Below are 23,484 nucleotides of genomic sequence, written 5' to 3'. Positions count from 1 at the left end.
CTCAGGCCCCCTTGGCCGTCCGGGCTGTCGCGGACATGGCGATCAGGTGGGCGGCCGGCTCGGAATAGCCGATCCCGACCACCTTCGCCCCGTCGAAATGGAAGGAGGTGAGGCTGGCCAGCCCGCACTGCCGGCGGCGCGGATCGTGCCAGAGCCGTTTGCGCTCGACGTAGCGGCGCAGCGTCCAGATGGGGAGCTGGTGGGAGACGATGACCGCCTCGCGTCCCTCGGCGGCCACCCGGGCGGCGTGCAGCCCGGCGAACATCCGCTCGGCGATGGCCCGGTAGGCCTCGCCCCAGCTCGGGGTGACCGGGTCGCGCAGCACCCACCAGTTGCGCGGGTCGCGGAACGAGCCGTCCCCGGGCGAGACCTTCTTGCCCTCGAACCAGTTGGCGCTCTCGATCAGCCGCTCGTCCACCCCGACCGGGAGCCCGAACTGCCCGGCGATCGGCTCTGCGGTCTGCTGGGCGCGTTCCAGCGGGCTGGCCACCACGTGCACGACCTCCCGCTCGGCGACCGCCTGGGCGGCGGCCTTGGCCATCTGCACGCCCAGCTCCGAAAGCCGGAAGCCGGGCAGCCGGCCGTAGAGGATCCGGTCCGGGTTGTGCACCTCGCCGTGCCGCAGCACGTGGACGACGGTCTTACTCATTGCATCCCCCTCGTTCGCGACTGCGGGGCTCGCAAACCCGGCTCACTCCTCGCGCTCACTGGTTTTACCCCCCGCTGCCTGCCGCTGCCGCTGCTGTCGCCGCGCCGGGCAGGGCGGCGGCGATGTGCTCCAGGGCGGCGTCGTCGAGCGCCGCCGACACGAACCACGACTCGAACGCGCTCGGCGGCAGGTAGACACCCGCGGCGAGCATCGCGTGGAAGAACGCCTTGAACGCGGGCACCTGCTGGGTGCGGGCGCTGTCGTAGTCGACCACGTCGGCGTCGGTGAAGAAGATCGAGAACATGCTGCCCGCGTACGACAGGCGGTGCGGGACCCCGGCGGCGGCCAGCGCGTCGGCGGCGAGCTTGCCCACGACGGCGGCCGTGTCGTCGAGCCGGCGGTAGAGGGCGTCGTCGGCCAGCCGCAGGGTGGCCAGGCCGGCGGCGCAGGCCAGCGGGTTACCGGAGAGGGTGCCGGCCTGGTAGACCGGGCCGGCCGGGGCGAGCCGGGACATGATCTCCGTGCGCCCGCCGAAGGCCGCGGCGGGCAGCCCGCCCCCCATCACCTTGCCGTACGTCCACAGGTCGGCGTCGGACGGGTCGAGGCCGTGCCAGCCGGCGCGGGAGACCCGGAACCCGGTCATCACCTCGTCGACGATGAGCAGCGCGCCGTGGGCGTGGGCGATCGCGGCGAGCCGGGAGTTGAAGCCGTCGCGGGGGGCGACCACGCCCATGTTGCCGGCGGCGGCCTCGGTGATGACCGCCGCGATGTGCGGACCCTGCGCGGCGAACGCCGCCTCGACGGCGGTGATGTCGTTGTAGGGCAGCACGATGGTGTCGCCGGCCGCCGCGCCGGTGACCCCGGGAGAGTCGGGTAGGCCGAGGGTGGCGACACCGGAGCCGGCGGCGGCGAGCAGCCCGTCGGAGTGGCCGTGGTAGCAGCCGGCGAACTTGATGATCTTGGATCGGCCGGTGAACCCCCGGGCCAGCCGGATCGCCGACATGGTCGCCTCGGTGCCCGAGTTGACCAGCCGGACCTGCTCGACCGGGGTGCGCTCGACGATCTCGGCGGCCAACTCCACCTCACCCGGGGTGGGGGTGCCGAAGCTGGTGCCGAGGGTGGCGGCCTCCCGCACCGCCTCGACCACCTCGGGGTGGGCGTGGCCCAGGATCAGCGGCCCCCACGAGCAGACCAGGTCGACGTAGCGTCGCCCGTCGGCGTCGTACAGCCAGGGACCCTCCCCCCGGACCATGAAGCGCGGGGTGCCACCGACGGCACGGAACGCGCGCACAGGGGAGTTGACCCCGCCGGGCACGATGGCCTGGGCGCGGTCGAACAGGGCCTCGGAGGCCGGTGCGTCGGCCGGGTAGCGGCCGGTCCCGGCGGAAAAGGTATCGGTCACGATGCGGCCCATTGTGTCAGCGCCGGGCGGGGAATCCGCAGCCACCCCGGGGCCGGGTTACCCGGCTCACCCCACCGGAGCCGGTGGGGCGGATCTGCCGCTCGCCCGGTGATCGGCATGGCGGATCGTCTCGCCGGGCCAGGTTGGTGGGATCGCGATAGGCTGACGGCGTGGATCGTGCCGAGCTGTCCATCACGGTACACCGGACTGGCGACGAAGTGGTGTTGCGCCTGGCCGGTGAGATCGACATGCTCACCGCCGCCCAACTGTCGACCGTCGTGAACGAGGTGCTCGCCGAGCCTCCGCCGCGCATCGTGCTCGACCTGGCCGGGGTGACCTTCTGCGACTCGCAGGGGCTCGGCACGCTGGTCGTGCTCAGTCGCAAGGCCAGCCACTCCCAGTGCCTGTTGATCCTGAGCAACGTGGGCGACTTCCTGCTGCGCGTCCTCGACATCACCGGCCTGCGTTCCGCCCTGATGATCCGTAACGAGACCCCCTCCGGCTGACCGGTCGGGCCCGCCCCGGCAAGGGCCCGCCGGCCGACGCGTCGTGGCGCGGCCGGCCAGCCGGGAGATGTCGTGCCGTCAGCCGACCGGGATGTCGCGGCGGCGGAAGGACGCGAAGCCGACCGCGCAGAACACCCCGGCCAGCACGGTCAGGGCCAGCAGCGGAATGACGCTCCAGCCGGCGCGCAACACCTGTGGGGTGTGGGTGAACGGCGACAGGTCCAGCAGCCACTGGCTCAGCTCCAGCACCGCGCCGAGCTGACCGAGCAGCACCACCACCGCGAGCACCGCCCAGGCCGCCGGGGAGAGGCGGGGCAACAGGCCATACAGCAGCACCGCCAGGCCGGCGAGCACCCAGGCCGCCGGCACCTGCGCCAGGCCGGCACCGAGCATCCGGGGCAGCTGCCCCGGCACGTCACCGATGCTGAGCCCGTAGGTCAGGCCGGCCGCCAGCCCGACCAACGCCAGCACCACCACCGGCCCCAGCAGGACGAACACCAGGTGTGAGGCGAGCCAGGTCGACCGGTGCACCCCGGTGGCCAGCACCGGCTCGGCCCGCCCGGCGGCCTCCTCCGACCGCATCCGCAACGCCGCCTGGACGCCGTAGCCGGCGGCGGCCAGCCCGGCCACCCCCAACGACACCCCCAGGTACGCCTCGGCCAGCCCCGACGCGCCACCCAGCCGGGCCATCACCTGCTCCAACGCGGCGTTGCCGGCGACCGAGCGGCCGGCCGCCTCGGCCGCGCCACCGACGACCGACCCGAGCAGGAGGAAGCCCACCGACCAGCCCAGCAGTGGCCCCCGGTGCAGCCGCCAAGCCAACCCGAACGGCCCGGACAGCACCCGCCCGGCCCGCACCGGACCCGGCCGCGACGGCAGCACGCCGGCCCCGAGGTCCCGCCGCACCGATACCGGGTACGCCACCACGGCCAGCAGCACGGTCAGCGCGACCGGCAGGGCCAGCACCCACCAGCGCTCCCCCGCGTAGGCGCGGATGCGTGCGGCCCAACCCAGCGGGGACAGCCAACTCGGCCACCCGTGCTCGGAGGTGTCCCCGACCAGCCGGAGCGTGAACGCCACCCCGAGCACCCCGACGGCGATCCCGCGCGCCCCACCGGCGGTCTGGGTGAGCTGGGCGGCCAACCCGCCCACCGTGGCGAAGACCACCCCCACCAGCGCCGCCGACAGCCCGTACGCCAGCGAGCCGGTCGCCGGCAGCCCGGTGGCGGCCAGCCCGGCGGCGGTGAGCAGGCCGAGCAGCAGGCTGGCCGCGTACGTCACCAGCAGTGCGGCGGTGAGCCCGGCGTACCGGCCGAGGACGGTCGCGCCGAGCAGTTCCCGTCGACCGGCCTCCTCCTCGGTGCGGGTGTGCCGGATGACGGTGAGCAGGGCGGCCAGCCCGACGATCACCTGGAGGAAGCCACCGCGCTGGGCGGTCAACGCGCCGACGCTGTCGCCGTAGACCGGGCCGAGCAGGGCCACCACCGACGGGTTGCGGGCGGTGCCGGTGACGTACGCGGCCCGCTCGGCGGCGGTGGGGAACAGCGCGAAGAAGCTGCCCGCGTAGGACACCGGCAGGACGGTCAGCAGCAGCACCCAGAGCGGCAGGACGATCCGGTCCCGGCGCAGGATCAGCCGGGCCAGGTGACCGGTGCCGGTGAGGGTGCTCATCGCCGTACCCCCGTCGGCTGGTCGCTGCCCGGCGCGGTGCTGCCCGACGCGGTCGAGACCGGGGCGTCGGGGGCCGGGGTCTCGTAGTGGCGCAGGAACAGCTCCTCCAGCGTCGGCGGCTGGCTGACCAGGCTGCGTACGCCGATCTCGGTGAGCCGGCGCAGCGCGGTGTCCAGCGCGACGGTGTCGACGGCGAAGCGGACCCGGTCGCCGTCTACCCGCAGGTCGTGCACGCCGGGCAGGTCGGCCAGGCCGTCCACCGGGCCGGCCAGTTCGGCGTCGATCGCGGTGCGGTGCAGGTGACGCAGCTCGGTCAGGGTGCCGGTCTCGACGTGGCGGCCGTTGCGGATGATCGTCACCCGGTCGCAGAGCGCCTCCACCTCGGCCAGGATGTGGCTGGACAGCAGCACGGTGCGGCCGTCGCGGCGGGCCCGGTCGATCCAGTGCTGGAACACCTCCTCCATCAGCGGGTCCAGCCCGGAGGTGGGCTCGTCGAGGATGAGCAGTTCGACGTCGGAGGCGAGCGCGGCGACCAGGCCGACCTTCTGCCGGTTGCCCTTGGAGTAGGTGCGCCCCTTCTTGCGGGGGTCCAGCTCGAACGACGCGAGCAGCTCGGCGCGGCGCTTCGGGTCGAGCCCGCCGCGCATCCGCCCGAGCAGGTCGATCACCTCGCCGCCGGAGAGCTGGGGCCAGAGGGTGACGTCGCCCGGCACGTACGCCAGGCGGCGGTGCAGCGTGACGGCGTCGCGCCACGGGTCACCGTCGAGCAGTCGGACGGCCCCCGCGTCCGCCCGCAGCAGCCCGAGCAGGACCCGGATGGCGGTCGACTTGCCGGCGCCGTTCGGGCCGAGGAAGCCGTGCACCTCACCGGCCCGGACGTTCAGGTCGAGCCCGTCGAGGGCCCGGGTGCGGCCGAAGGTCTTCACCAGGCCGGTCACCGCTATCGGGGTTTCCATAATTCAGAAGCTACACTCGTTTCACAAAGTTGTGAAGTTTCTGTCCGGTGCGGCACCATCGCCTGAACCGTCCCGAGCCCGAGGAGCAGCGTCCGATGCCTGACGACCGTCAACCCGGCCACGACGACGAGGTCCACCTCTTCGTCGAACGGATGGCGATGGCCTTCGCGGACGTCGGCTTCCCCCGGATGTCCGCCCGGGTCCTGTTCGCCGTGATGAGCGCCGACGGCCCGCTGACCGCCGCCCAGATCGGCGAGCGGCTCGGCGTCAGCGCGGCAGCCGTATCCGGCGCGGTACGCCACCTGACCCAGGTCAGCATGCTGGTCCGCGAACCGGTCCCGCGCTCGCGCCGGGACCACTACCGGCTGCCCGACAACCCCTGGTACGAGGGCACCATCACCAAGACCGGCCTCTACAAGAACTTCATCGACATCGCCGACGCGGGCGTCACCGCACTGGGCGGCACCGCCACCCCGGGCGGCGAACGGGTGGCCGAGATGCGGGACTTCTTCTATTTCATCCAGGAGGAACTCGACTCGCTCGGCGAGCGCTGGCGGGCCCGCCGCGCCGCCAGCGGCACACCCGCCCACTGAGCACGCCGCCACCCGACCGCACGCCCGCCCCCCGGCCGGGCCGGCACCCGCCTGGTCACGCCCGGTGCACGCCGCCGGTCAGGCGGTGTTGCCCCAGCGGGCCTGCTCCAGAATGTCCAGGGCACGCTGCCGGGCCTCCGGGTCGTCCTCGACCCGCAGCAGGGTGGCCGCCGCGTCCACCGCGTCGGTGAGCACCCGCCACTGGGCGTCACGCTCACGCACCACGTCGGACTGCGCCGCCAACTGCCGGGTCTTCACCCACAGCTCCACGAACACCGACACCTTCGCCCGCAACACCCACGGGTCGAACGGCTTGGTCAGGTAGTCCACCGCCCCGACCGCATAGCCGCGCAGCGCCAACTGGGCGTCCTTGTCGGCGGCGGTGAGGAAGATGATCGGCACGTGCCGGGTCCGCTCCCGGCGCTTGATGTGACTGGCCGTCTCGAAGCCGTCCATGTCGGGCATCTGGGCGTCCAGCAGGATGACCGCGAAGTCGTCCACCAGCAGTTGCTTCAGCGCCGCCTCACCGCTCTCCACGGCCACCGACTGCACCGGGAGCCCCTGGAGGATCGCCTCCAGGGCCATCAGGTTCTCCCGACGGTCGTCGACCAGCAGCGCCTTGGCAGTCTGGGTCACGAATTCTCCTTGTCTCGGCTGCCACTGATCCAGGACGCCATCCGCTCGATCAGCCCGTCCAGGTCCACCGGCTTGGTGATGTAGTCGCTACCCCCGGCCGCCAGCGCCGACTCCCGGTCGCCGGGCATCGCCTTCGCGGTGAGGAAGACGATCGGCAGGTCCGCGAAGCGGTGGTTCCGGCGGATCTGCCGGGTCGTCTCGTAACCGTCCTGGTCGGGCATCATGGCGTCCATCAGCACGATGTCCACCTCCGGATGCTCGGCCAGCACGCGAACCCCGTCCGCGCCGTTGTCCGAGTACAGCACGGTCATCCCGTGCAGTTCCAACGCGCTGGTCAACGCGAACACGTTGCGTACGTCGTCGTCGACGATCAGTACCGTCGCGCCGTCCAACTGCCGGGTGGCCGGGGCCTCCGGCGCGGCCAGCAACTCCACCGGCGGCATCAGCAGCGACGCCGGCAGGCCCGCGCGCTCCGGCGACGGTGACTGCGGCGCCACCACCGCGTCCGGCGCCAGCACATCCGGTACGAAGAGGGTGAACGTCGAACCCTGCCCCGGCGCGGAGGTCACGGTGATCGTGCCGCCGATCAGCCGAGCCAGGTCCCGACTGATCGACAGGCCCAGCCCGGTGCCGCCGTACCGCCGGCTGGTGGTGCCGTCGGCCTGCTGGAACGCCTCGAAGATGATGCTCAGCTTGTCGTCGGAGATGCCGATGCCGGTGTCGATCACGGTGAAGGCGATCACCTGGCGGGCGTTGGTCAACGCCGGCACGTCGAAGACCGCGTTCTCCGCCGCCGGGGCGATCCGCAGGGTGACCGCGCCGTTGTCGGTGAACTTCACCGCGTTGGAGAGCATGTTGCGCAGGATCTGCTGCAACCGTTGGGCGTCGGTCACCAGGGCCGGCGGCAGTTCCTTGGCCACCCGCACCTGGAAGTCGAGGTTCTTGTCCTCCGCCTGCGGGGCGAACGCCTGCTCCACGTAGTTGCGGATCTCGGCGAACCGGATCTCCGTCGGCTCGACGTCCATCCGACCCGCCTCGATCTTGGACAGGTCCAGGATGTCGTCGATCAGGCGCAGCAGGTCCGAGCCCGAGCCGTGGATCGTCCGGGCGAACTCGATCTGCTTCGGGGTGAGGTTGCGCTCCGAGTTCTCCACCAGCAACCGGGCCAGCAGCAGCAGCGAGTTCAGCGGGGTACGCAGCTCGTGGCTCATGTTCGCCAGGAACTCCGACTTGTACGCCGACGCCCGGGTGAGCTGCTGCGCCTTCTCCTCCAGGCCGAGCCGGGCCAGTTCGATCTCCCGGTTCTTGGTCTCGATGTTGCCCTTCTGCTCACTGAGCAGCTTCGCCTTGTCCTCCAACTCGGCGTTGGTGCGCTGCAACTCCGCCGACTGGTCCTGCAACTCCAACGCCAGCCGCTGCGACTGGGCCAGCAACTCCTCCGTACGCCGGTTGGCCTGGATGGTGTTGACCGCGACACCGATGGTGAGCACCAGCCGCTCCAGGAACGCCAGGTGCAGCTCCGAGAAGCGGGCCACGCTGGCGAACTCGATCACCCCGAGCAGCTCCCCCTCGAACAGGATCGGCAGCACCACCAGGTCGGACGGGAGCGTCTCGGCCAGCCCCGACCGCAGGGTGATCCGCCCGTCGGGCAGCGCGTTGAGCCGGATCGTCCGGCGGGAGAGCGCCGCCTGACCGACCAGCCCCTCACCGGGCCCGAACGTGACGTCGTGCCCCCGCGCCACATACCCGTACGACGCGGTCAGCCGCAGCCGCATCACCCCGTCGGAGGTGTCCGCCAGGAAGAACGCGCCGAGTTGCGCGTCGACCAGCGGGGTCACCTCCATCATGATCATGCGGCAGACCTCGCCCAGGTCCCGCTGGCCCTGGAGCAGGCCACCGATGCGGGCCAGGTTGGAGTCGAGCCAGCCCTGCTCGGCGTTCTTCTTGGTCGTCTCCCGCAGGGTGACGATCATCTGGTTGATGTTGTCCTTCAGCTCGGCGACCTCGCCCTGCGCCTTGACCGCGATCCGCTGGGTAAGGTCGCCCCGGGTCACCGACGTGGAGACCTGGGAGATCGCCCGGAGCTGGGTGGTCAGGGTCGAGGCGAGCTGGTTCACGTTCTCGGTGAGGTCCCGCCAGGTGCCGCTCACGCCCTTGACCTGGGCCTGACCGCCGAGCTTGCCCTCGATGCCGACCTCGCGACCCACCCGGGTCACCTCGTCGGCGAACGAGCTGAGCTGGTCCACCATCGTGTTGACCGTGTTCTTCAGCTCCAGGATCTCGCCCTGCGCGTCCACCGTGATCTTCTGACCGAGGTCACCCTTGGCCACCGCCGTGGTCACCGAGGCGATGTTGCGCACCTGGGACGTCAGGTTGGACGCCATCGAGTTCACGTTGTCGGTGAGATCCCGCCAGGTGCCCGAGACACCCTTCACCTGCGCCTGCCCGCCGAGCTTGCCCTCGGTGCCCACCTCCCGGGCCACCCGGGTCACCTCGTCGGCAAACGAGCTGAGCTGGTCCACCATCGTGTTGACGGTGTTCTTCAGCTCCAGGATCTCGCCCTGCGCGTCCACCGTGATCTTCTGCGACAGGTCACCCTTCGCCACCGCCGTGGAGACCTGCGCGATGTTACGCACCTGACTGGTCAGGTTCGACGCCATCGAGTTCACGTTGTCGGTGAGATCCCGCCAGGTGCCGGCGACCCCGCGTACCTGGGCCTGACCGCCGAGCTTGCCCTCGGTGCCCACCTCCCGGGCCACCCGGGTCACCTCGTCGGCGAACGACGACAGCTGATCCACCATCGTGTTGACCGTGGACTTCAGCTCCAGGATCTCACCCCGGGCATCCACGGTGATCTTCTGCGACAGGTCGCCCTTCGCCACCGCCGTCGTCACCGAGGCGATGTTGCGCACCTGGGACGTCAGGTTGGACGCCATCGAGTTCACGTTGTCGGTGAGATCGCGCCAGGTGCCCGAGACACCCTTCACCTGCGCCTGCCCGCCCAGCTTGCCCTCGGTGCCCACCTCGCGGGCCACCCGGGTCACCTCGTCGGCGAACGACGACAACTGGTCGACCATCGTGTTGACGGTGTTCTTCAGCTCCAGGATCTCGCCCTGCGCGTCCACGGTGATCTTCTGCGACAGGTCACCCTTCGCCACCGCCGTGGAGACCTGGGAGATGTTGCGGACCTGGCTGGTCAGGTTGCCGGCGAGCTGGTTGACGTTCTCCGTCAGGTCCCGCCAGGTGCCGGAGACCCCGCGTACCTGGGCCTGACCGCCCAACTTGCCCTCGATGCCCACCTCCCGGGCCACCCGGGTCACCTCGTCGGCAAACGAGCTGAGCTGGTCCACCATCGTGTTCACGGTGTCCTTCAGCTCCAGGATCTCGCCCTGCGCCGCCACGGTGATCTTCTGGCTCAGGTCACCCCGGGCCACCGCCGTCGAGACCTGCGCGATGTTACGCACCTGAGAGGTCAGGTTCGACGCCATCGAGTTGACGCTGTCGGTGAGGTCCTTCCAGGTGCCCGCGACGTTCGGCACGTCGGCCTGCCCACCGAGCTTGCCCTCGGTGCCCACCTCCCGCGCCACCCGGGTCACCTGCTCGGCGAACAGGCGCAGCGTGTCGGTCAGCGAGTTCATCGTGTCGGCCAGCTCGGCGACCTCGCCGCGCGCCCCGACCGTGATCTTCTGAGACAGGTCACCCCGGGCCACCGCCGTCGCCACCTGCGAGATCGACCGCACCTGGCCGGTCAGGTTCGACGCCATGGTGTTCACCGAGTCGGTGAGGTCCTTCCAGGTGCCGGCGACACCCCGTACGTCCGCCTGACCACCCAACTTGCCCTCGGTGCCCACCTCCCGGGCCACCCGGGTCACCTCGTTGGAGAACGACGAGAGCTGCCCGACCATCGTGTTGACCGTCCGGCCGATCCGCAGGTACTCACCGCGCAGCGGGCGACCGTCGATCTCCAACTCCATGTGCTGGGAGAGGTCACCGTCGGCCACCGCCATGATCACCCGGGCGATCTCGGTGGTCGGTCGACCCAGGTCGTCGATCAGCGAGTTGACCGCCCGCTGGCCCTCCGCCCAGGAGCCGTCCAGGCCCTCCTCGTCGAGGCGCTCGGTCAGCCGGCCGTCCCGGCCCACCACCCGACTGATCCGGCGCAGGTCCAGGTGCTGCCGTTCCTGGAGCGACACCACCTCGTTGAAGGCGTCCGCCACCTCACCAGCCGCACCCGCGCGCCGGGGCAGCCGTACCTTGAAGTCACCCCGGCCGACCCGCCGCAGCGCCTCCGACAGCTCACCGAGGAGCGCGTCATGCTCGGAAGCGGACACGTCCGCCGTCACCGACTGTTTCGCGGTCATCTTTCCTCGCTCAGCTCGGAGGGTCCCCGGCGTGCCGACACGCCGACTTTCCCTCATTGTGCCCGCGTCCGGACCCGGGCAGCGGACACGACGTGCCCGACATGTCCCTGCCGGTGCCACCACCGCCCCGACAGCGACACCGCAGGCGGGACGCGGTCCCGGCACCCGGCCCCACCACCACCACAGGTCGACACGTAGCCGTTGGTCGCCGACCCGCACCCGACGACGGGGGTGACGTCGACCTGCCGATCGGTGCGACGGGTGTGACGGTGCGTGGTGCGGCTTGGCACCCGGGCGGTCGCGGTAGAGGATACGGGGGTGTCAACGGAGCCGGGGGCCGGGACAGACGCGGGACGGGACGAGCACGTCCGGCGCGTCCGACTGCCCGCCGACCGGCGCACCCCGGCTGCCGCCCGCGCCGTCGTCCGCTCCGTGCTCGCCGAGGCGGACCTCGACGAACTGCTCAACGAGGCACTGCTGCTCACCACCGAACTGTCCACCAACGCCGTCGAGCACGCCCGCACCGAACTGGACATCGAGGTCGTCGCCGACCGGATCGGCCTGACCGTCACCGTCTCCGACTTCGCCGCAGGGCCGGTCGACGAGCTGATCGTCGGCAGCCGCAACGACACCGACGAGATCGGCGAGGTCTCCGCCCGGGGGCGCGGGCTGCTGCTCGTCGACCACTTCGCCAGCCGCTGGGGCACCACCTACCTGCCCACCGGCAAGGGGGTGTGGTTCCGGCTGGACCGCCACGGCGACCACGGCGGCGGGCCGCTGTCCCCGTACCCGCCACCCGGGCAGGCCGAGAGCGACCTGGCGACCACCGCACCGAGCGCCGCAGCGATGAGCGAACTGACCCAGACCAGGCCCGACCCGTACGCCGACGAACCGCTGCCCGAGTTCGCCACCGACCTGCTCACCCGGGTCGCCGAGATGGTGGGCGCGGCCGGCGGGGTGATCCGGCTCGACCGGGGCGAGGGAGAGGGCCCGCAGGTGCTGGCCCGGTACGGCCGCCAGCCGCGCGCCGGCAACGAGCTGCTCCGGGTCCCGCTGGCGGTGCACCGACCGTACGGTGGGGAGTTGGAGCTGGACGCGGCACCGTCGGCGTACGCCCGGCCGTTGGCCGTACTCGCCGCCGAACGGCTCTCGCTGCACCTGGAGAACGACCGGCTGCGCCGCGCCGACGTCCGCCGCTCGGCCTGGCTGACCTTCCTCGCCGAGGCCAGCGAACTGCTCGCCCAGTCGCTCGACGTGGACCTGACCATGGCGCTGATCCCGCAACTGGTGGTGCCCCGGCTCGGCCAGTGGTGCGCGGTGCACACCACCGACGAGTGGGGCCGGCTCAAGCTGGCCGCGTGCAGCCACGCCGACGAGTCGGTCCTGCCCCAACTGCACAAGGTGCTGGAGGAGTCCGGGCCGGACTCGGTCCAGGCCCGGCTGCGCGAGGCGTCGCGCACCGGGTCCCAGGTGCCGCTCGGTGGGCCGATGGAGGGCTTCGCCGTGCCGCTGGTCGTCCGCAGCCAGAAGCTCGGCACCCTGGCCGTGGGCCGGCACCAGCGGCACCGGCACGACGCCGACGAGGTGGCGGTGCTGGAGGACGTGGCCCGGCGGGCCGGCCTCGCCATCGAGAACGCCCGGATCCACGCCGAACGGCGTCGGGTGGCGCAGACCCTCCAACAGTCGCTGCTGCCGCCGGTGCTCCCGGTCGTCGAGGGCGTCGGCTTCGCCGCCGAGTACGTCCCGACCGGGGACGAGGCCGAGGTCGGCGGCGACTTCTACGACGTGGTGCCGCTGCCGGACGGGCGCTGGCTGGTGGTGGTCGGCGACGTGTCCGGCAAGGGGGTGCAGGCGGCGGCGGTGACCGGGCTGGTCCGGGACGTGATCCGGGTGCTCGTCGGGGACGGCAAGCCGCTGCCCGAGGTGCTGGCCCGGCTCAACGACACGCTTGTCGAGCGCGGCGGGGGACGCTACTGCACGCTGGCCCTGGCGGCGGTCGGGCCGGACGACGGCGACGGGCTCGACGTCTCGCTGCACCTGGCCGGGCACGACCGACCGGTGCTGTTGCACGGTCCCGGCGGGGCGAACTTCGTCGGGACCGGTGGAACCGCGCTCGGCCTGCTCGACTCGATCACCTCACCGGCGGAGGAGATCCTGCTCGCGCCGGGCGATGCGCTGATCTTCTATACCGACGGGGTGACCGAGCGGCGACGCGGCCGGGAACTCTTCGGCACCGAGCGGCTGCGGGAGGCCGCCGCGCCGCTGGCCGGCTACTCCGCCGACGTGGTCGCGGCGCGACTGCGGGCCACCGCGATCAACTTTTCGGTCGAGTCACCCCGCGACGACATCGCCATCCTGGTGCTGCGCAACGACGCCCTCTCCTGATCCACTCCCGATCACCTCGACACCCAGAGGCCACCGGGGTTGGTCAGGGGCCGCCGGAGTTGGTCAAAGGCCACCGGGGGAGGCCGCCGGGGCTGGTCAGAGGCCGCCGGGGAGGCGGCCGGGGGCGAGCCGGCGGTGCGGGTCGAGGTGCTCCTTCGCCTCCCGCAGCCGGGGGATCACCGCCGCCTCACCCCACACGTCGACCTCACGGCGGACCGCAGCGGGAGCGGCGACCACCACGCACCGGCCCCGGCGGGCGAGCAACACCCCCCGGACGGCGGCCAGGATGCCGGCCACCCGGTCGACGGGGAACGATCCGGGCAGCGCGGCGTGCACCACACCCGCACCGGCGCAGCCGCGTACCGACAGGGGTGTGCCGGCGGCGTCGCGCAACGCGTAGACGGCGGCGTGCAGATCCTTGGCCGGGGCCTCGACCCGCAACGCGGTGTCGCCCGGGCCGAACGGGTAGCGCCCCCACCAGGCCGGGGCGAACGGGGCGACGCTCGCCGCGCCACCGAGCACGGCCAACAGGCGGTCGGCCCGCTCGGCCACCTCGGACCGGTCACCCTCCAGCAGGATCGCCAGCTCACCGGCGCTACCCCGGGCGGGCGGCGGATCGGCCCGCCGGCCGGACATCGCGGGATGGTTGGCCCGGGCCGCCGCCTCGGCGGCGGACATCGGTCGACCGGGCGGCCCCGACGTCGCGCCCGACGCCGGGGCGACCGCCCGACGCGGCGGGGACCCGGTGGCCGGCAGGTCCAGCTCGACGGCCGCCGGGTCGAGGTCGGCGGCGAACACCGCCCGCACCAGGTCGTGCACCTCCAGCGGGCTCCACACCGGTCGAGACACCCAGACCTGGCTCGCCGGCAGCGCCTGCGCGTGCAGCGTCGCCGAGACGAGCACGCCCAGCCCGCCCTGCGAACCACAGAGCAACCGGCCCAAGTCGAGACCGACGGGTGCGCTCACCCCGGACAGCTCCGCGGCGCTGCGGCCGGCACTGACCAGCTCACCGTCGGCGTCCAACCACCGCAGGCCGACGAGCTGCGCGCAGGGGGTGCCGTGCCGGTGCCGCAGCGGACCGGACTCGTCGGCGGCGAGCACCCCACCGAGGGTGGCACCGGGGGACGGCGGGTCGAGGGCCAGCCGACGGCCGGCACGTTCCAGGGTGGCCTGCACCGCCCGCAGCGGGGTGCCGGCACCCACCTCGACCACCGGGGAGGCCGCCGGCTGGTGGCCGACCCCGGCGAGCCGGCCGGTGTCGAGCATGATGTCGACCCGGGCCGGCGCGGCACCCCAGTCGATCTTCGTGCCCGCGCCCCGGGGCACCACCGACAGGTCGTGCCGGGCGGCGAGCCGCAGCACCTCGGCCGCCGCCCGGGGCCCACCCGGGACGGCCACCCACCGGGCGAGCCGGCCGGCGACCTCGTCGGCCGCGCCCGCGAACCGGGCGAAGGACGGACCGCAGATCCCGGCCAACCGGCGGGTGATCTCCGCTGCACCGCTCGAACCCGCTGGCGTCGACATGACAGTCATCGTACACATGTTCTAAAGAGGTGGGTGGTGGTTCGACCGCGCCGCGCAGCGCGACGGGCCGGTAACGTGGCGGCGTGACCACCGAGACCACCCCGCCCGTCGCCCGACAGGTCCGCGCGGAGCGCACCCACCACGGCGACACCGTCGTCGACGAGTACGCCTGGCTGGCCGCCAAGGACGACCCGGCGACCATCGCCCACCTGACCGCCGAGAACGCCTACACCGAGCAGCGCACCACGCACCTGGAAGCGTTACGCGGCACGCTGTTCGCCGAGACGAAGCAGCGCACCCAGGAGACCGACCTGTCGGTGCCCACCCGCAAGGGCGGCCACTGGTACTACACCCGCACGATCGAGGGCCAGCAGTACGGCGTGCACTGCCGCCGCGCGGTCCGCGACGACGAGACCGACCCGCCGGTCAGCGCGGACGGCGCCCCGCTCGACGGCGAAGAGGTACTGCTCGACGGCAACCAGCTCGCCGAAGGGCACGACTTCTTCTCCCTCGGCGCGTTCGACGTCAGCCCCGACGGGCGGTGGCTGGCCTACTCGACGGACTTCTCCGGCGACGAACGCTTCACCCTGCGGATCAAGGACCTGAGCACCGGCGAACTGCTCGGCGACGAGGTGCCCGACACCTTCTACGGCACCGCCTGGTCGGCCGACGCGACCGTGCTGTTCTACATCACCGTCGACGAGGCGTGGCGACCCAACCGGGTGTGGCGGCACACCGTCGGCACCCCGTCGGGCGAGGACGTGGTGGTGCATCTGGAGGAGGACGAGCGGTTCTGGGTGGGCGTCGAGCTGACCCGATCCGAGCGGTTCGTGCTGATCGACAGCACCAGCAAGGTCACCAGCGAGGTGCGGGTCATCCCGGCCGACAACCCGACCGGCGAGCCAGCCGTGATCGCCCCGCGCCGGCAGGGCGTCGAATACAGCGTCGAGCACCACGGCCACCGGTTCCTGATCCTGCACAACGACGGCGCGGAGGACTTCGCGCTCGCGTACACCTCGGCGGACGCCCCCGGCGACTGGGTGCCGCTGATCCCGCACAGCCCCGGCACCCGGCTGGAGTCGGTCGACGCGTTCGCCGACCACCTGGTCGTCTCGCTGCGCAGCAACGGGCTGACCGGGCTGCGGGTGCTCCCCGTCGGCGGCGGCGACGGCCACGACATCGAGTTCCCCGAGCCGATCCACAGCGTCGGGCTGGACGCCAACCCGGAATACCGCACCCGGCAGCTGCGGTTCCGCTACACCTCGCTGGTCACCCCCGACTCGGTCTACGACTACGACCTGGTCACCCGGGAACTGACGCTGCGTCGCCGCAAGCCGGTGCTCCCCGGGCCGGACGGGCGCGCGTACGACCCGGCCGACTACGAGCAGCACCGCGAGTGGGCGCTCGCCGACGACGGCACCCGGGTGCCCATCTCGCTGGTCTGCCACCGGGACACCCCACGCGACGGCTCCGCCCCCGCCGTGATCTACGGGTACGGCTCGTACGAGGCCAGCATGGACCCGTGGTTCTCGGTCGCCCGGCTCAGCCTGCTCGACCGGGGCGTCGTCTTCGCCGTGGCGCACATCCGGGGCGGCGGTGAACTGGGCCGCCGGTGGTACGACGAGGGCAAAATGCTGGCCAAGAAGAACACCTTCACCGACTTCGTGGCCTGCGCCCGGCACCTGGTCAAGGCCGGCTGGACGGCGGCCGACCGGCTGGTCGCCCGGGGCGCCTCGGCCGGTGGCCTGCTGATGGGCGCGGTCGCCAACATCGCCCCGGACGCGTTCACCGGGATCGTGGCGCAGGTGCCCTTCGTGGACGCGCTCACCTCGATCCTCGACCCGTCGCTGCCGTTGACCGTCACCGAGTGGGAGGAGTGGGGCAACCCGCTCGCCGACCCGGAGGTGTACGCGTACATGAAGTCGTACACACCGTACGAGAACGTCACCGCCGCCGACTACCCGGCGATCCTGGCGGTGACCAGCCTCAACGACACCCGGGTGCTCTACCACGAGCCGGCCAAGTGGATCGCCCGGCTGCGGGCGGTGGCCCCGCAGGGCGACTACCTGCTCAAGACGGAGATGGGTGCCGGCCACGGCGGCCCCAGCGGCCGGTACGACGCCTGGCGCGAGGAGGCGTTCATCAACGCCTGGATCCTCGACCGGCTGGGCCGCGCCTGACCGCCGCCACCGGTCCCCGCCGGGCCGGGGCGGGTCCCCGGGCCGGCCGGGACCGGCGGGCCGGCAACGCTCGGCGGGTCGGCCCGGGACCGGCGGGCGGTTGCCGCTGCGCACCGGCTGATCGCGGTCAGCCGGTGCGGAGTTCCTCGACGGCGGTGCTCATCCGCAGGAAGAGCAGACCGACACCGACCGTGACCAGCACGGCGACCAGGGCACCCGCGCCGACCCAGGCGAGTTGCGCCCACGGCAGCTCGGGTGTCACCACGACCTCGGGCACCCACACGGTGCGCAGGGCCGACGGGTCGGCGCACCGCACGGCGTCGCCCGTGCACACCTGGAAGGAGTGCGCCCCGTAGGTGCGTGGGCGGCCCGCGACGCCCCAGATGAGCAGCAGGCCGCCGGCGAGCGCCACTACGATGGCCGGCACCGCCGGGGCCAGCGCCTGCCACCCGACGGACCGGCCGATGACGCTGCGGGGGACCCCGGAGGCGACCAGCGCCGCGTACGTCCGGCGGCGGGCGACGATCCCCTCGACCAGGGCGACGACCAGGCCACCGGCGGCCAGCGCCACGGCCAGCTGGGCGGCCCGGTCGACCAGGTCCATCGTGTTCAGGTAGAAGTCGTCACTGCCGGCCAGGCCCTGGCCGGTGGCCCGGTTCGCCGCCATGTCGGCGATCATCGAGGCCCGGAGCCCGGCCGCACCCGCCCCCACGATCACCGCCGTCAGCAGGGCGGCCAGGGTCCGGCTGCCGGCCCACGGGTCGGCGGTCAACCGACGGGCGGCCAGCAGCACGGCCGCCCCGCGACCCCACCGGTGCAGCAGCCGCCCGGCCGTGTACGACAGCCAGCCGGTGCCGACCACCACCCCGACCAGCGCGGCCAGCGCACCGCCGGCCATCAGCGCCGGCTCCAGCAGCGCCGGTGGGTCCTGAGCACGGTCGGCGTACCACCTGTTGATCGGGGCGAGCAGGCCGAACGCGGCCGGCCCGGCCACGATCAGCAGCCCGGCCCACGGCCTCGGGGCACGTTCCCGGCGGGTCCGCCGGACCACGCCGAGCGGGGTCGCGGTGACCCGGCGCAGCAGGACGACACCGACCAGCCCGGCCAGCACCGGCAGGCCGAGCACCACCGCCGCGATCACCGGCGGCGCCGGCAGCACGTCGGTGGGCAGCGGCAGCAGCCCCCGGGCGTCGGGCCGGTGCAGCAGCACCCGGCCCACCAGGTACGTCCCCAGCCCGACCAGGGTGCCGAGCAGGCTGGCCAGCCCGGCCTCCACCGCGACCAGCCCGGTCACCTGCCCGGGGGTGGCCCCGGCCAGCCGGAACGCGGCGAGTCGCCGGTCCCGGGCCGGGGCGCCGAGCCGCACGCACTGCCCGGCCAGGGCGAGCACCGGCACGGCGAGCAGCAGCAACGCGACCGCCGTCCCGCCGCGCAGGCCCGGCTCGCGCAGCAGCGCGTTGGTGTACTGCTCGGAGTTGTTGCTGCCCCGTCCGCCGGGTGGGGTCGGGATGGCCAGCACGGTGAGGGCGGCCAGCCCGGCGAGGCTGGCCAGGGCGGCGCTGAGCGCGGTGAGCACGACCCGGGCGGTGTCGGTGCGGTTGCCGGCCAGGGCGAGCCGCAGCGCGACGCCCGGCCTCACCGGGGGTCCGCGCCGGGGCCGGCCGCCGGGAGCGGGACGAGGGTTTCGTCCAGGCCGAGGCCCGTCGGGTCGACCACGCCGTCGCGGAGCATCACCTCGCGGTCGGCGTACGCGGCGATCCGGGGTTCGTGGGTGACCAGGACGATGGTGGTGCCCTGCTCCCGGGCGAGCTGGACGAGCTGGGTGAGGACCTCCTCGCCGCTGAGCGTGTCGAGGGCACCGGTCGGCTCGTCGGCGAAGATCACCCGGGGCCCGGTGACCAGGGCGCGGGCGGTGGCGCAGCGCTGCTGCTGCCCGCCGGACATCGCGCCGGGGCGCACGTCGGCGAGGTGCCCGACGCCGAAGCGGTCCAGCCATTCGCCCGCCGCCCGCCCTGCTTCTCGCCGCCCCGTGCCGGCGAGGAGCAGGGGCAGGGCGACGTTCTCCGCCGCGGTCAACTCGGGGACGAGCTGACCGAACTGGAACAACACCCCGAACTCGGTACGGCGCAGCCGGGACCGCGCCGCCTCGGGCCAGGTGTCGATCCGCTCGCCGTTCCAGCGCACCGCCCCCTCGTCGGGGCGCAGGATGCCGGCGAGGCAGTGCAGCAGGGTGGACTTGCCGCAGCCGCTGGGTCCGGTCACGGCGACGATCTCGCCGTCGGCGACGTCGAGGCTGACGCCGCGCAGGGCCGGTGTCGGGCCGTACGACCGGACCACGTCGCGGGCCTGGAGTCGGCTCACGGGTGCACCTCCCGGTGCCAGTCGGCGACGCGGGCCAGGGTGGTGCGCAGCCACCTCAGGTCGGCGTCGAGGTGAGCGACGGCGTAGTCGACGGCGACGACGTCATCGAGGGTGGTCGAGGGTGCCGTCTTGACGGCGGTGAGTTCGCGCAGCCGGTCGGTGTGCGCCCGCGCCTGGGCGATCAGGTAGGACCGGGCCGCGTTGAGGTCGGCGACCAGCAACGCCACCGCGACCTTGGTGAACAGCGCGCTGGTCACGTAGGGCATGGGTGGCTCGACGGCGGCGAGCCAGCCGGCGAGCGCGGCCCGGCCCTGGTCGGTGAGCGCGTAGGCGGTCCGGTCGGGGCCGGCCTCGCGTTCCTGACCGGCGGTGACCACCAGGCCGTCCCGTTGCAGGCGCCCCAGGGTGGCGTAGACCTGGCCGAAGGCGAGCGGCTTGGCCCGGGGCAGCCGGGTGTCGTGGGCGCGCTTCAGCTCGTAGCCGTGCCGGTTGCCGGCGGCCAGCAACCCGAGCAGCACGTGCGACGTGGACACCCGGCCAACTATTCATCCAGTGAATAGTCGATGTCAAGCAGCCCTCCAGGCCGGATCGCGACCGGTACGGCCGAGCAGCCGGTCCAGTTCGGTCCCGTCCGCCCCGACCGGCACCTCCGCGCCGAAGGCGCCCATCTGCCGGCCCATCGGGCCCATCTCGTCCATGAAGCCGTGCAGCGCCGCGATGCTCTCCCGCGCCGGCTGGTACGGCTGGCCGGTGGCCCGCGCCAGGTCCCAGCCGTGCACCACCAGGTCCACCACCCCCATCAGGCCGATCGTCGACCGGGGCAGCCCCATCGCCGGCGCGACGCCCTCCTCGCTGGCCGGGTCGTCCCAGGCCACGACGAGCTGCTTCACCTCAGTGGCGAACCGGTCCCGCCAGCCCGGCTCGGCCACGTGATCGGTCTTGACCGACCAGTCCGTCTCCTGCCCGGCGGCGAGGCGTTGGAAGTTGACCGCCACGTCGTACACGTGGTTGATCAGTCCGCGGACGTCGTACTCCGCGCACGGGGTCGGCAGGTCGAGTTGGTCGTCGCCGATCGCCCGGACCAACTCCACGGTCCCCGGGGCGGCGGCGGCCAGCAGCTCACTAGTCTTCGTTGGCATACGGCCAGCGTATGAAGGTGGTCTTGAACGAATGCGACAGCCACGCGCGGATGACCGGGGCATCCTCGATCCGGCCCGGCTGCGCCGGGAGCTGCGGTTCCGGCGGCACCTGCCGGCCCCCGCGCTGCGCCCGTGGGTGGAGCACTACTGGCTGGCCGACTGGGCGCTGACCGCGCCGTTCACCCAGCAGGTGGTGCCGCACCCGGCGGTCAACGTCGTCTTCCGGCAGGATGCCGGCGGCCCGGAGACCGCCGAGGTGGCCGGGGTCGGTCGGCGGCTGTTCACGGTCACCCTGACCGGCACCGGAACGGTCAGCGGCATCCAGTTCCGCCCCGGCGGCTTCCGCCCGTTCTGGCGTCGCCCGGTCGCCGAACTCACCGACCGGGACGTCCCGCTCCGCACCGACCCGATCGCCGCCCGCGCCGCCGGGTCGACCACCCCCGGTGCCGCCGCCACCCACCCCGCTGGCCCGACCACGCCCCGCGCCGCCGGGTCCGCCGTCGCGTCACCCCGCTGCGGGGGTACGGACGACGAGCGCCGGCGGGCGTTGGACGCCTTCCTGCTCGCCTGGGCGCCACAGCCCGACCCGGCGGCGGCCGAGGCGATCGCCCTCGCCGAGTCGATCCGCACCGACCGGAGCGTGCTGCGGGTGGACGACCTGGCCCGCCGGCACGATCTCTCCGTCCGGCGGTTACAGCGGCTCTTCCTGGACCACGTCGGCGTCGGCCCCAAGTGGGTGATCCGTCGCTACCGCCTGCTGGAGGCGATCGAACAGGTCGTCACCGGGCTGCCCGACTGGGCCGCCCTCGCCGCCGACCTCGGCTACAGCGACCAGGCCCACCTGGCCCGCGACTTCGCCGCGGTCACCGGTCACACCCCCACCGGCTACGCCCGCTCCCTGCACTGATCCCCACCCACGTCCGAGCCAGCGACCCGCACCGGACGGCGTCGGCCCGACGGGCGCGGAGAGCAGGCGACCGCTTCGCCGCCGGCCCGGCCGCCGGGTCGCTCAGCCCGCCCGGTGGGTCGCTCAGCCCGCCCGCCGGGTCGCTCAGCCCGCCCGGTGGTCGACCGACGACCCCACCGCCCGGACCAGTCCGGGACCACACCGGTGGTCAGCTCACCGTGTGAAGCGTTCTCGTCGCCATGGCCGCAGGAACTCTCCACGATCCTGGTCCCCACTTTTGGCGATCCCAGCACCAAGCAGCCCCACCCCCTGGCGATAACGATGAGTAACATCAGCCGCCACCCCCCATCTCCCCACTCCGCATCCTTTGCTCTGCTGCCATCGAGGCGACAGCTACTCACCGTTTCAGGCTGGAAGAGCGACCCACCTATGGCGATTTTCAAAGTTGCAGCTCAGCGCGCTGTCGCGGATAAGGCAGCAGAGCAAAGGATGGAGAGGGGAGTAATTCGAGGTTGGCCCTTAGCTACGGTGAGTGACGTCAGGAGTCGGCCCGCCGCCGAGCACCCTCAGTAACCACGACAGCTGTTGGGATTGGGGGGCCTCGGTGGCTCGGTCGAGCCGGCGGACGACCGCCCGGGGGCCGGATCGGGAGTCGGGGAAAGCAGTCGGAACCACTCAGCGGCGGCGGACCGCCACCACCGCGACGTCGTCGTGGATCTCCGGCGGGGCCAGCTCGACCAGCAGCCGCTGGCAGAAGCCGTCCAGGTCGTCGTCGACCACCGTCGCGCAGGCGGCCAACGCGGCCAGACCGTCGTCGATGGTGGTGTCCCGCCGTTCGATCAGCCCGTCGGTGTAGAGCACCAGCGTCGCGCCCGCCGGCAGGGTGAACTCCAGATCCTCCGGCCGGTCCGCGCGCACCCCCAGCAGCGGGGCCGACTGCTGCACGAACTCCACCCGGCCGTCCACCGTCACCAGTGCCGGCAGGTGCCCGGCGCTGGCCAGTCTGATCCGGCCCGTCGACGGGTGCAGCAGCAGGATGCACAGGGTCGCCAGTTCGTTGCGCAGCAGCGTACGCATCAGCACGTTGAGCCGTTCCAGGATCACCCCGGGCTGGTGCCCCTCCACCGCGTACGCCCGCATCGCGTGCCGCAGCTCGGCCATCACCGTCGCCGCGTGCAGCGAGTGGCCGGCGACGTCGCCGATCGCCACCAACAGGTGCCCGTCGAGCATCACCAGCTCGTAGAAGTCCCCGCCCACCTCGGTCTGCGCGCTGGCCGGCTCGTAACGCACCGCCAGGTCGAGGCCGGCCACGTCGGGCAGCCGTCGGGGCAGCAGGCTCCGCTGGAGGGTCACCGCGATCCGGTGCTCCTCGTCAAAGGAGCGCTGCGCCTCCACCGCCGAGGCGACCGCCTGGGCGAGCTGCACCAGCACCGGCGTCCGGGCGGTCTGGGTGGCGGTGGGCACCACCACGTAGAGCGGGGCGCGGTCCTCCCGCAGCTTGGCGGCGGCCACGGTCACCGTGTCGCCCGCCGGCCAGCGCACCAACCCCCACCCGTCGGGGGCGTCCACCCGGACGGTCGCCCCGGTCGGCACGCCGGTGTCGTCGACCACCCACGGTACGACCTCCGCCGTCGCGCCCGGACCGGCGGCGACCCCGGCCAGGCAGTCCCCGTCGAAGGTCTCCGCGACCACCGCCGCCGGGCTGCGGAAGATCTGCGCCGCACCGGCCGCCGCCTCCTGCAACAGGCGGGTGAAGGTGGACGCGGCGTGCACCGCCACGGTGGTGTCGGCCAACCCGGTGAGCCGCTCGGCGAGCAGCTCGGCCCGCGTCCGCGCCTGGTAGTAGCGCAGCACCGCGTGCGCGGTGGCCACCAACTCCTCCGGCTCGATCGGCTCGGCCAGGTAGGCGTCCGCACCCCGGGTCAGTCCCTGGGTACGGTCCACCACGTCGACGGCGTGCGCGGACACGTGGATCACCGGAATGGCCGGGTGGTCCGCCTTGATCCGTTCGCAGACCTCGAAGCCGCTCAGGTCCGGCAGCCGGACGTCGAGCACCACCAGGTCGATCGGGTCCACCCCGACCCGGGCCAGCGCCTCGGTGCCGTTCTCCGCCTCCCAGACCGTGAAACCGGCCCGGGTCAGCCAGCTCACCAGCAGGTAGCGCTTGGTGGGGCTGTCGTCGACCACCAGGATCGTCGCCGGGACGCCGGCCAC

At 72.9% G+C, this 23,484-nt stretch carries 17 protein-coding genes; 5 read left to right on the top strand and 12 right to left on the bottom strand.

What is annotated here, in order from left to right:
• Position 1 precedes the first annotated feature (1 nt).
• Entirely contained in the window at positions 2–649 is a 648-nt protein-coding gene (locus tag AB0C22_RS01960) for a histidine phosphatase family protein (protein WP_208565456.1), read from the bottom strand.
• A gap of 64 nt (positions 650–713) precedes the next feature.
• The gene (hemL, locus tag AB0C22_RS01955) at positions 714–2,051 is read right to left on the bottom strand and encodes a glutamate-1-semialdehyde 2,1-aminomutase (RefSeq protein ID WP_357532944.1); all 1,338 of its coding nucleotides are present in this window, start codon (positions 2,049–2,051) and stop codon (positions 714–716) included.
• A gap of 170 nt (positions 2,052–2,221) precedes the next feature.
• Between hemL and AB0C22_RS01950 the strand changes: the two genes are divergently transcribed.
• Positions 2,222–2,557: an STAS domain-containing protein gene (locus tag AB0C22_RS01950; protein WP_208565454.1), complete on the top strand. Its 336-nt coding sequence runs from the start codon at positions 2,222–2,224 to the stop codon at positions 2,555–2,557.
• Between the two features lie 78 nt (positions 2,558–2,635).
• Here the strand turns inward: AB0C22_RS01950 and AB0C22_RS01945 are convergent, their stop codons facing one another.
• Together AB0C22_RS01945 and AB0C22_RS01940 are read right to left on the bottom strand one after the other, a co-directional pair.
• Positions 2,636–4,228 (bottom strand): ABC transporter permease, encoded by a 1,593-nt coding sequence (locus tag AB0C22_RS01945; RefSeq protein ID WP_219465776.1) that lies wholly within the window; start codon positions 4,226–4,228, stop codon positions 2,636–2,638.
• Positions 4,225–5,184 carry an ABC transporter ATP-binding protein gene (locus tag AB0C22_RS01940; RefSeq protein WP_357532942.1) on the bottom strand — a complete coding sequence of 320 codons (960 nt, stop codon included), beginning with the start codon at positions 5,182–5,184 and terminating at the stop codon, positions 4,225–4,227. The genes AB0C22_RS01945 and AB0C22_RS01940 overlap by 4 nt, the downstream gene beginning before the upstream one ends.
• A gap of 95 nt (positions 5,185–5,279) precedes the next feature.
• Between AB0C22_RS01940 and AB0C22_RS01935 the strand changes: the two genes are divergently transcribed.
• Positions 5,280–5,777: a helix-turn-helix domain-containing protein gene (locus AB0C22_RS01935; protein WP_219465770.1), complete on the top strand. Its 498-nt coding sequence runs from the start codon at positions 5,280–5,282 to the stop codon at positions 5,775–5,777.
• 78 nt (positions 5,778–5,855) lie between these two features.
• Here the strand turns inward: AB0C22_RS01935 and AB0C22_RS01930 are convergent, their stop codons facing one another.
• Positions 5,856–6,413 carry a response regulator gene (locus AB0C22_RS01930; protein ID WP_208565450.1) on the bottom strand — a complete coding sequence of 186 codons (558 nt, stop codon included), beginning with the start codon at positions 6,411–6,413 and terminating at the stop codon, positions 5,856–5,858.
• Positions 6,410–10,774, bottom strand: coding sequence for a HAMP domain-containing protein (locus AB0C22_RS01925; protein ID WP_219465767.1), 4,365 nt, complete (start codon positions 10,772–10,774; stop codon positions 6,410–6,412). Before AB0C22_RS01925 ends, AB0C22_RS01930 begins: the two co-directional genes overlap by 4 nt.
• Before the next feature lie 318 nt (positions 10,775–11,092).
• Between AB0C22_RS01925 and AB0C22_RS01920 the strand changes: the two genes are divergently transcribed.
• Positions 11,093–13,159: a SpoIIE family protein phosphatase gene (locus AB0C22_RS01920; protein WP_219465764.1), complete on the top strand. Its 2,067-nt coding sequence runs from the start codon at positions 11,093–11,095 to the stop codon at positions 13,157–13,159.
• A 96-nt stretch (positions 13,160–13,255) separates the two neighbouring features.
• Here AB0C22_RS01920 and AB0C22_RS01915 read toward each other — a convergent pair whose 3' ends face one another.
• A complete protein-coding gene (locus AB0C22_RS01915) occupies positions 13,256–14,683 on the bottom strand; it encodes an FAD-binding oxidoreductase (RefSeq protein ID WP_357532938.1) in 1,428 nt (475 codons plus the stop codon).
• 83 nt (positions 14,684–14,766) lie between these two features.
• Here AB0C22_RS01915 and AB0C22_RS01910 point away from each other — a divergent pair, with 83 nt between their 5' ends.
• Positions 14,767–16,863 carry a S9 family peptidase gene (locus tag AB0C22_RS01910; protein WP_357532936.1) on the top strand — a complete coding sequence of 699 codons (2,097 nt, stop codon included), beginning with the start codon at positions 14,767–14,769 and terminating at the stop codon, positions 16,861–16,863.
• A gap of 127 nt (positions 16,864–16,990) precedes the next feature.
• On the opposite strand, the gene AB0C22_RS01905 is transcribed toward AB0C22_RS01910, so the two are convergent.
• Genes AB0C22_RS01905 through AB0C22_RS01890 form a run of 4 tightly spaced genes read right to left on the bottom strand, consistent with a single transcriptional unit; the run spans position 16,991 to position 20,363 of the window.
• Positions 16,991–18,502 (bottom strand): ABC transporter permease, encoded by a 1,512-nt coding sequence (locus AB0C22_RS01905; protein WP_357532934.1) that lies wholly within the window; start codon positions 18,500–18,502, stop codon positions 16,991–16,993.
• A complete protein-coding gene (locus AB0C22_RS01900) occupies positions 18,499–19,224 on the bottom strand; it encodes an ABC transporter ATP-binding protein (protein WP_357532932.1) in 726 nt (241 codons plus the stop codon). Before AB0C22_RS01900 ends, AB0C22_RS01905 begins: the two co-directional genes overlap by 4 nt.
• Entirely contained in the window at positions 19,221–19,757 is a 537-nt protein-coding gene (locus AB0C22_RS01895) for a PadR family transcriptional regulator (RefSeq protein ID WP_204958604.1), read from the bottom strand. Before AB0C22_RS01895 ends, AB0C22_RS01900 begins: the two co-directional genes overlap by 4 nt.
• 33 nt (positions 19,758–19,790) lie before the next feature.
• A complete protein-coding gene (locus AB0C22_RS01890) occupies positions 19,791–20,363 on the bottom strand; it encodes a TIGR03086 family metal-binding protein (protein WP_219465756.1) in 573 nt (190 codons plus the stop codon).
• Between the two features lie 31 nt (positions 20,364–20,394).
• Between AB0C22_RS01890 and AB0C22_RS01885 the strand changes: the two genes are divergently transcribed.
• Positions 20,395–21,270, top strand: coding sequence for a helix-turn-helix domain-containing protein (locus AB0C22_RS01885; RefSeq protein WP_208565444.1), 876 nt, complete (start codon positions 20,395–20,397; stop codon positions 21,268–21,270).
• Positions 21,271–21,945: 675 nt separating this feature from the next.
• Here AB0C22_RS01885 and AB0C22_RS01880 read toward each other — a convergent pair.
• Entirely contained in the window at positions 21,946–23,484 is a 1,539-nt protein-coding gene (locus tag AB0C22_RS01880; protein ID WP_219465747.1) for a SpoIIE family protein phosphatase, read from the bottom strand.

The organism is Micromonospora sp. NPDC048894 (genome assembly GCF_040649765.1).
Lineage (GTDB): Bacteria > Actinomycetota > Actinomycetes > Mycobacteriales > Micromonosporaceae > Micromonospora > Micromonospora antibiotica.
Note: the sequence above shows the minus strand (reverse complement) of the source record. Positions and strands in the feature narration are given on the sequence as shown.

Excerpts from the sequence above, each read along its gene's own strand:
- AB0C22_RS01960 (WP_208565456.1), bottom strand. The coding sequence starts at position 649 with ATGAGTAAGACCGTCGTCCACGTGCTGCGGCACGGCGAGGTGCACAAC.
- AB0C22_RS01915 (WP_357532938.1), bottom strand. The coding sequence starts at position 14,683 with ATGTCGACGCCAGCGGGTTCGAGCGGTGCAGCGGAGATCACCCGCCGG.
- AB0C22_RS01935 (WP_219465770.1), top strand. The coding sequence starts at position 5,280 with ATGCCTGACGACCGTCAACCCGGCCACGACGACGAGGTCCACCTCTTC.
- AB0C22_RS01925 (WP_219465767.1), bottom strand. The coding sequence starts at position 10,774 with ATGACCGCGAAACAGTCGGTGACGGCGGACGTGTCCGCTTCCGAGCAT.
- AB0C22_RS01890 (WP_219465756.1), bottom strand. The coding sequence starts at position 20,363 with ATGCCAACGAAGACTAGTGAGCTGCTGGCCGCCGCCGCCCCGGGGACC.
- AB0C22_RS01945 (WP_219465776.1), bottom strand. The coding sequence starts at position 4,228 with ATGAGCACCCTCACCGGCACCGGTCACCTGGCCCGGCTGATCCTGCGC.
- AB0C22_RS01940 (WP_357532942.1), bottom strand. The coding sequence starts at position 5,184 with ATGGAAACCCCGATAGCGGTGACCGGCCTGGTGAAGACCTTCGGCCGC.
- AB0C22_RS01885 (WP_208565444.1), top strand. The coding sequence starts at position 20,395 with ATGCGACAGCCACGCGCGGATGACCGGGGCATCCTCGATCCGGCCCGG.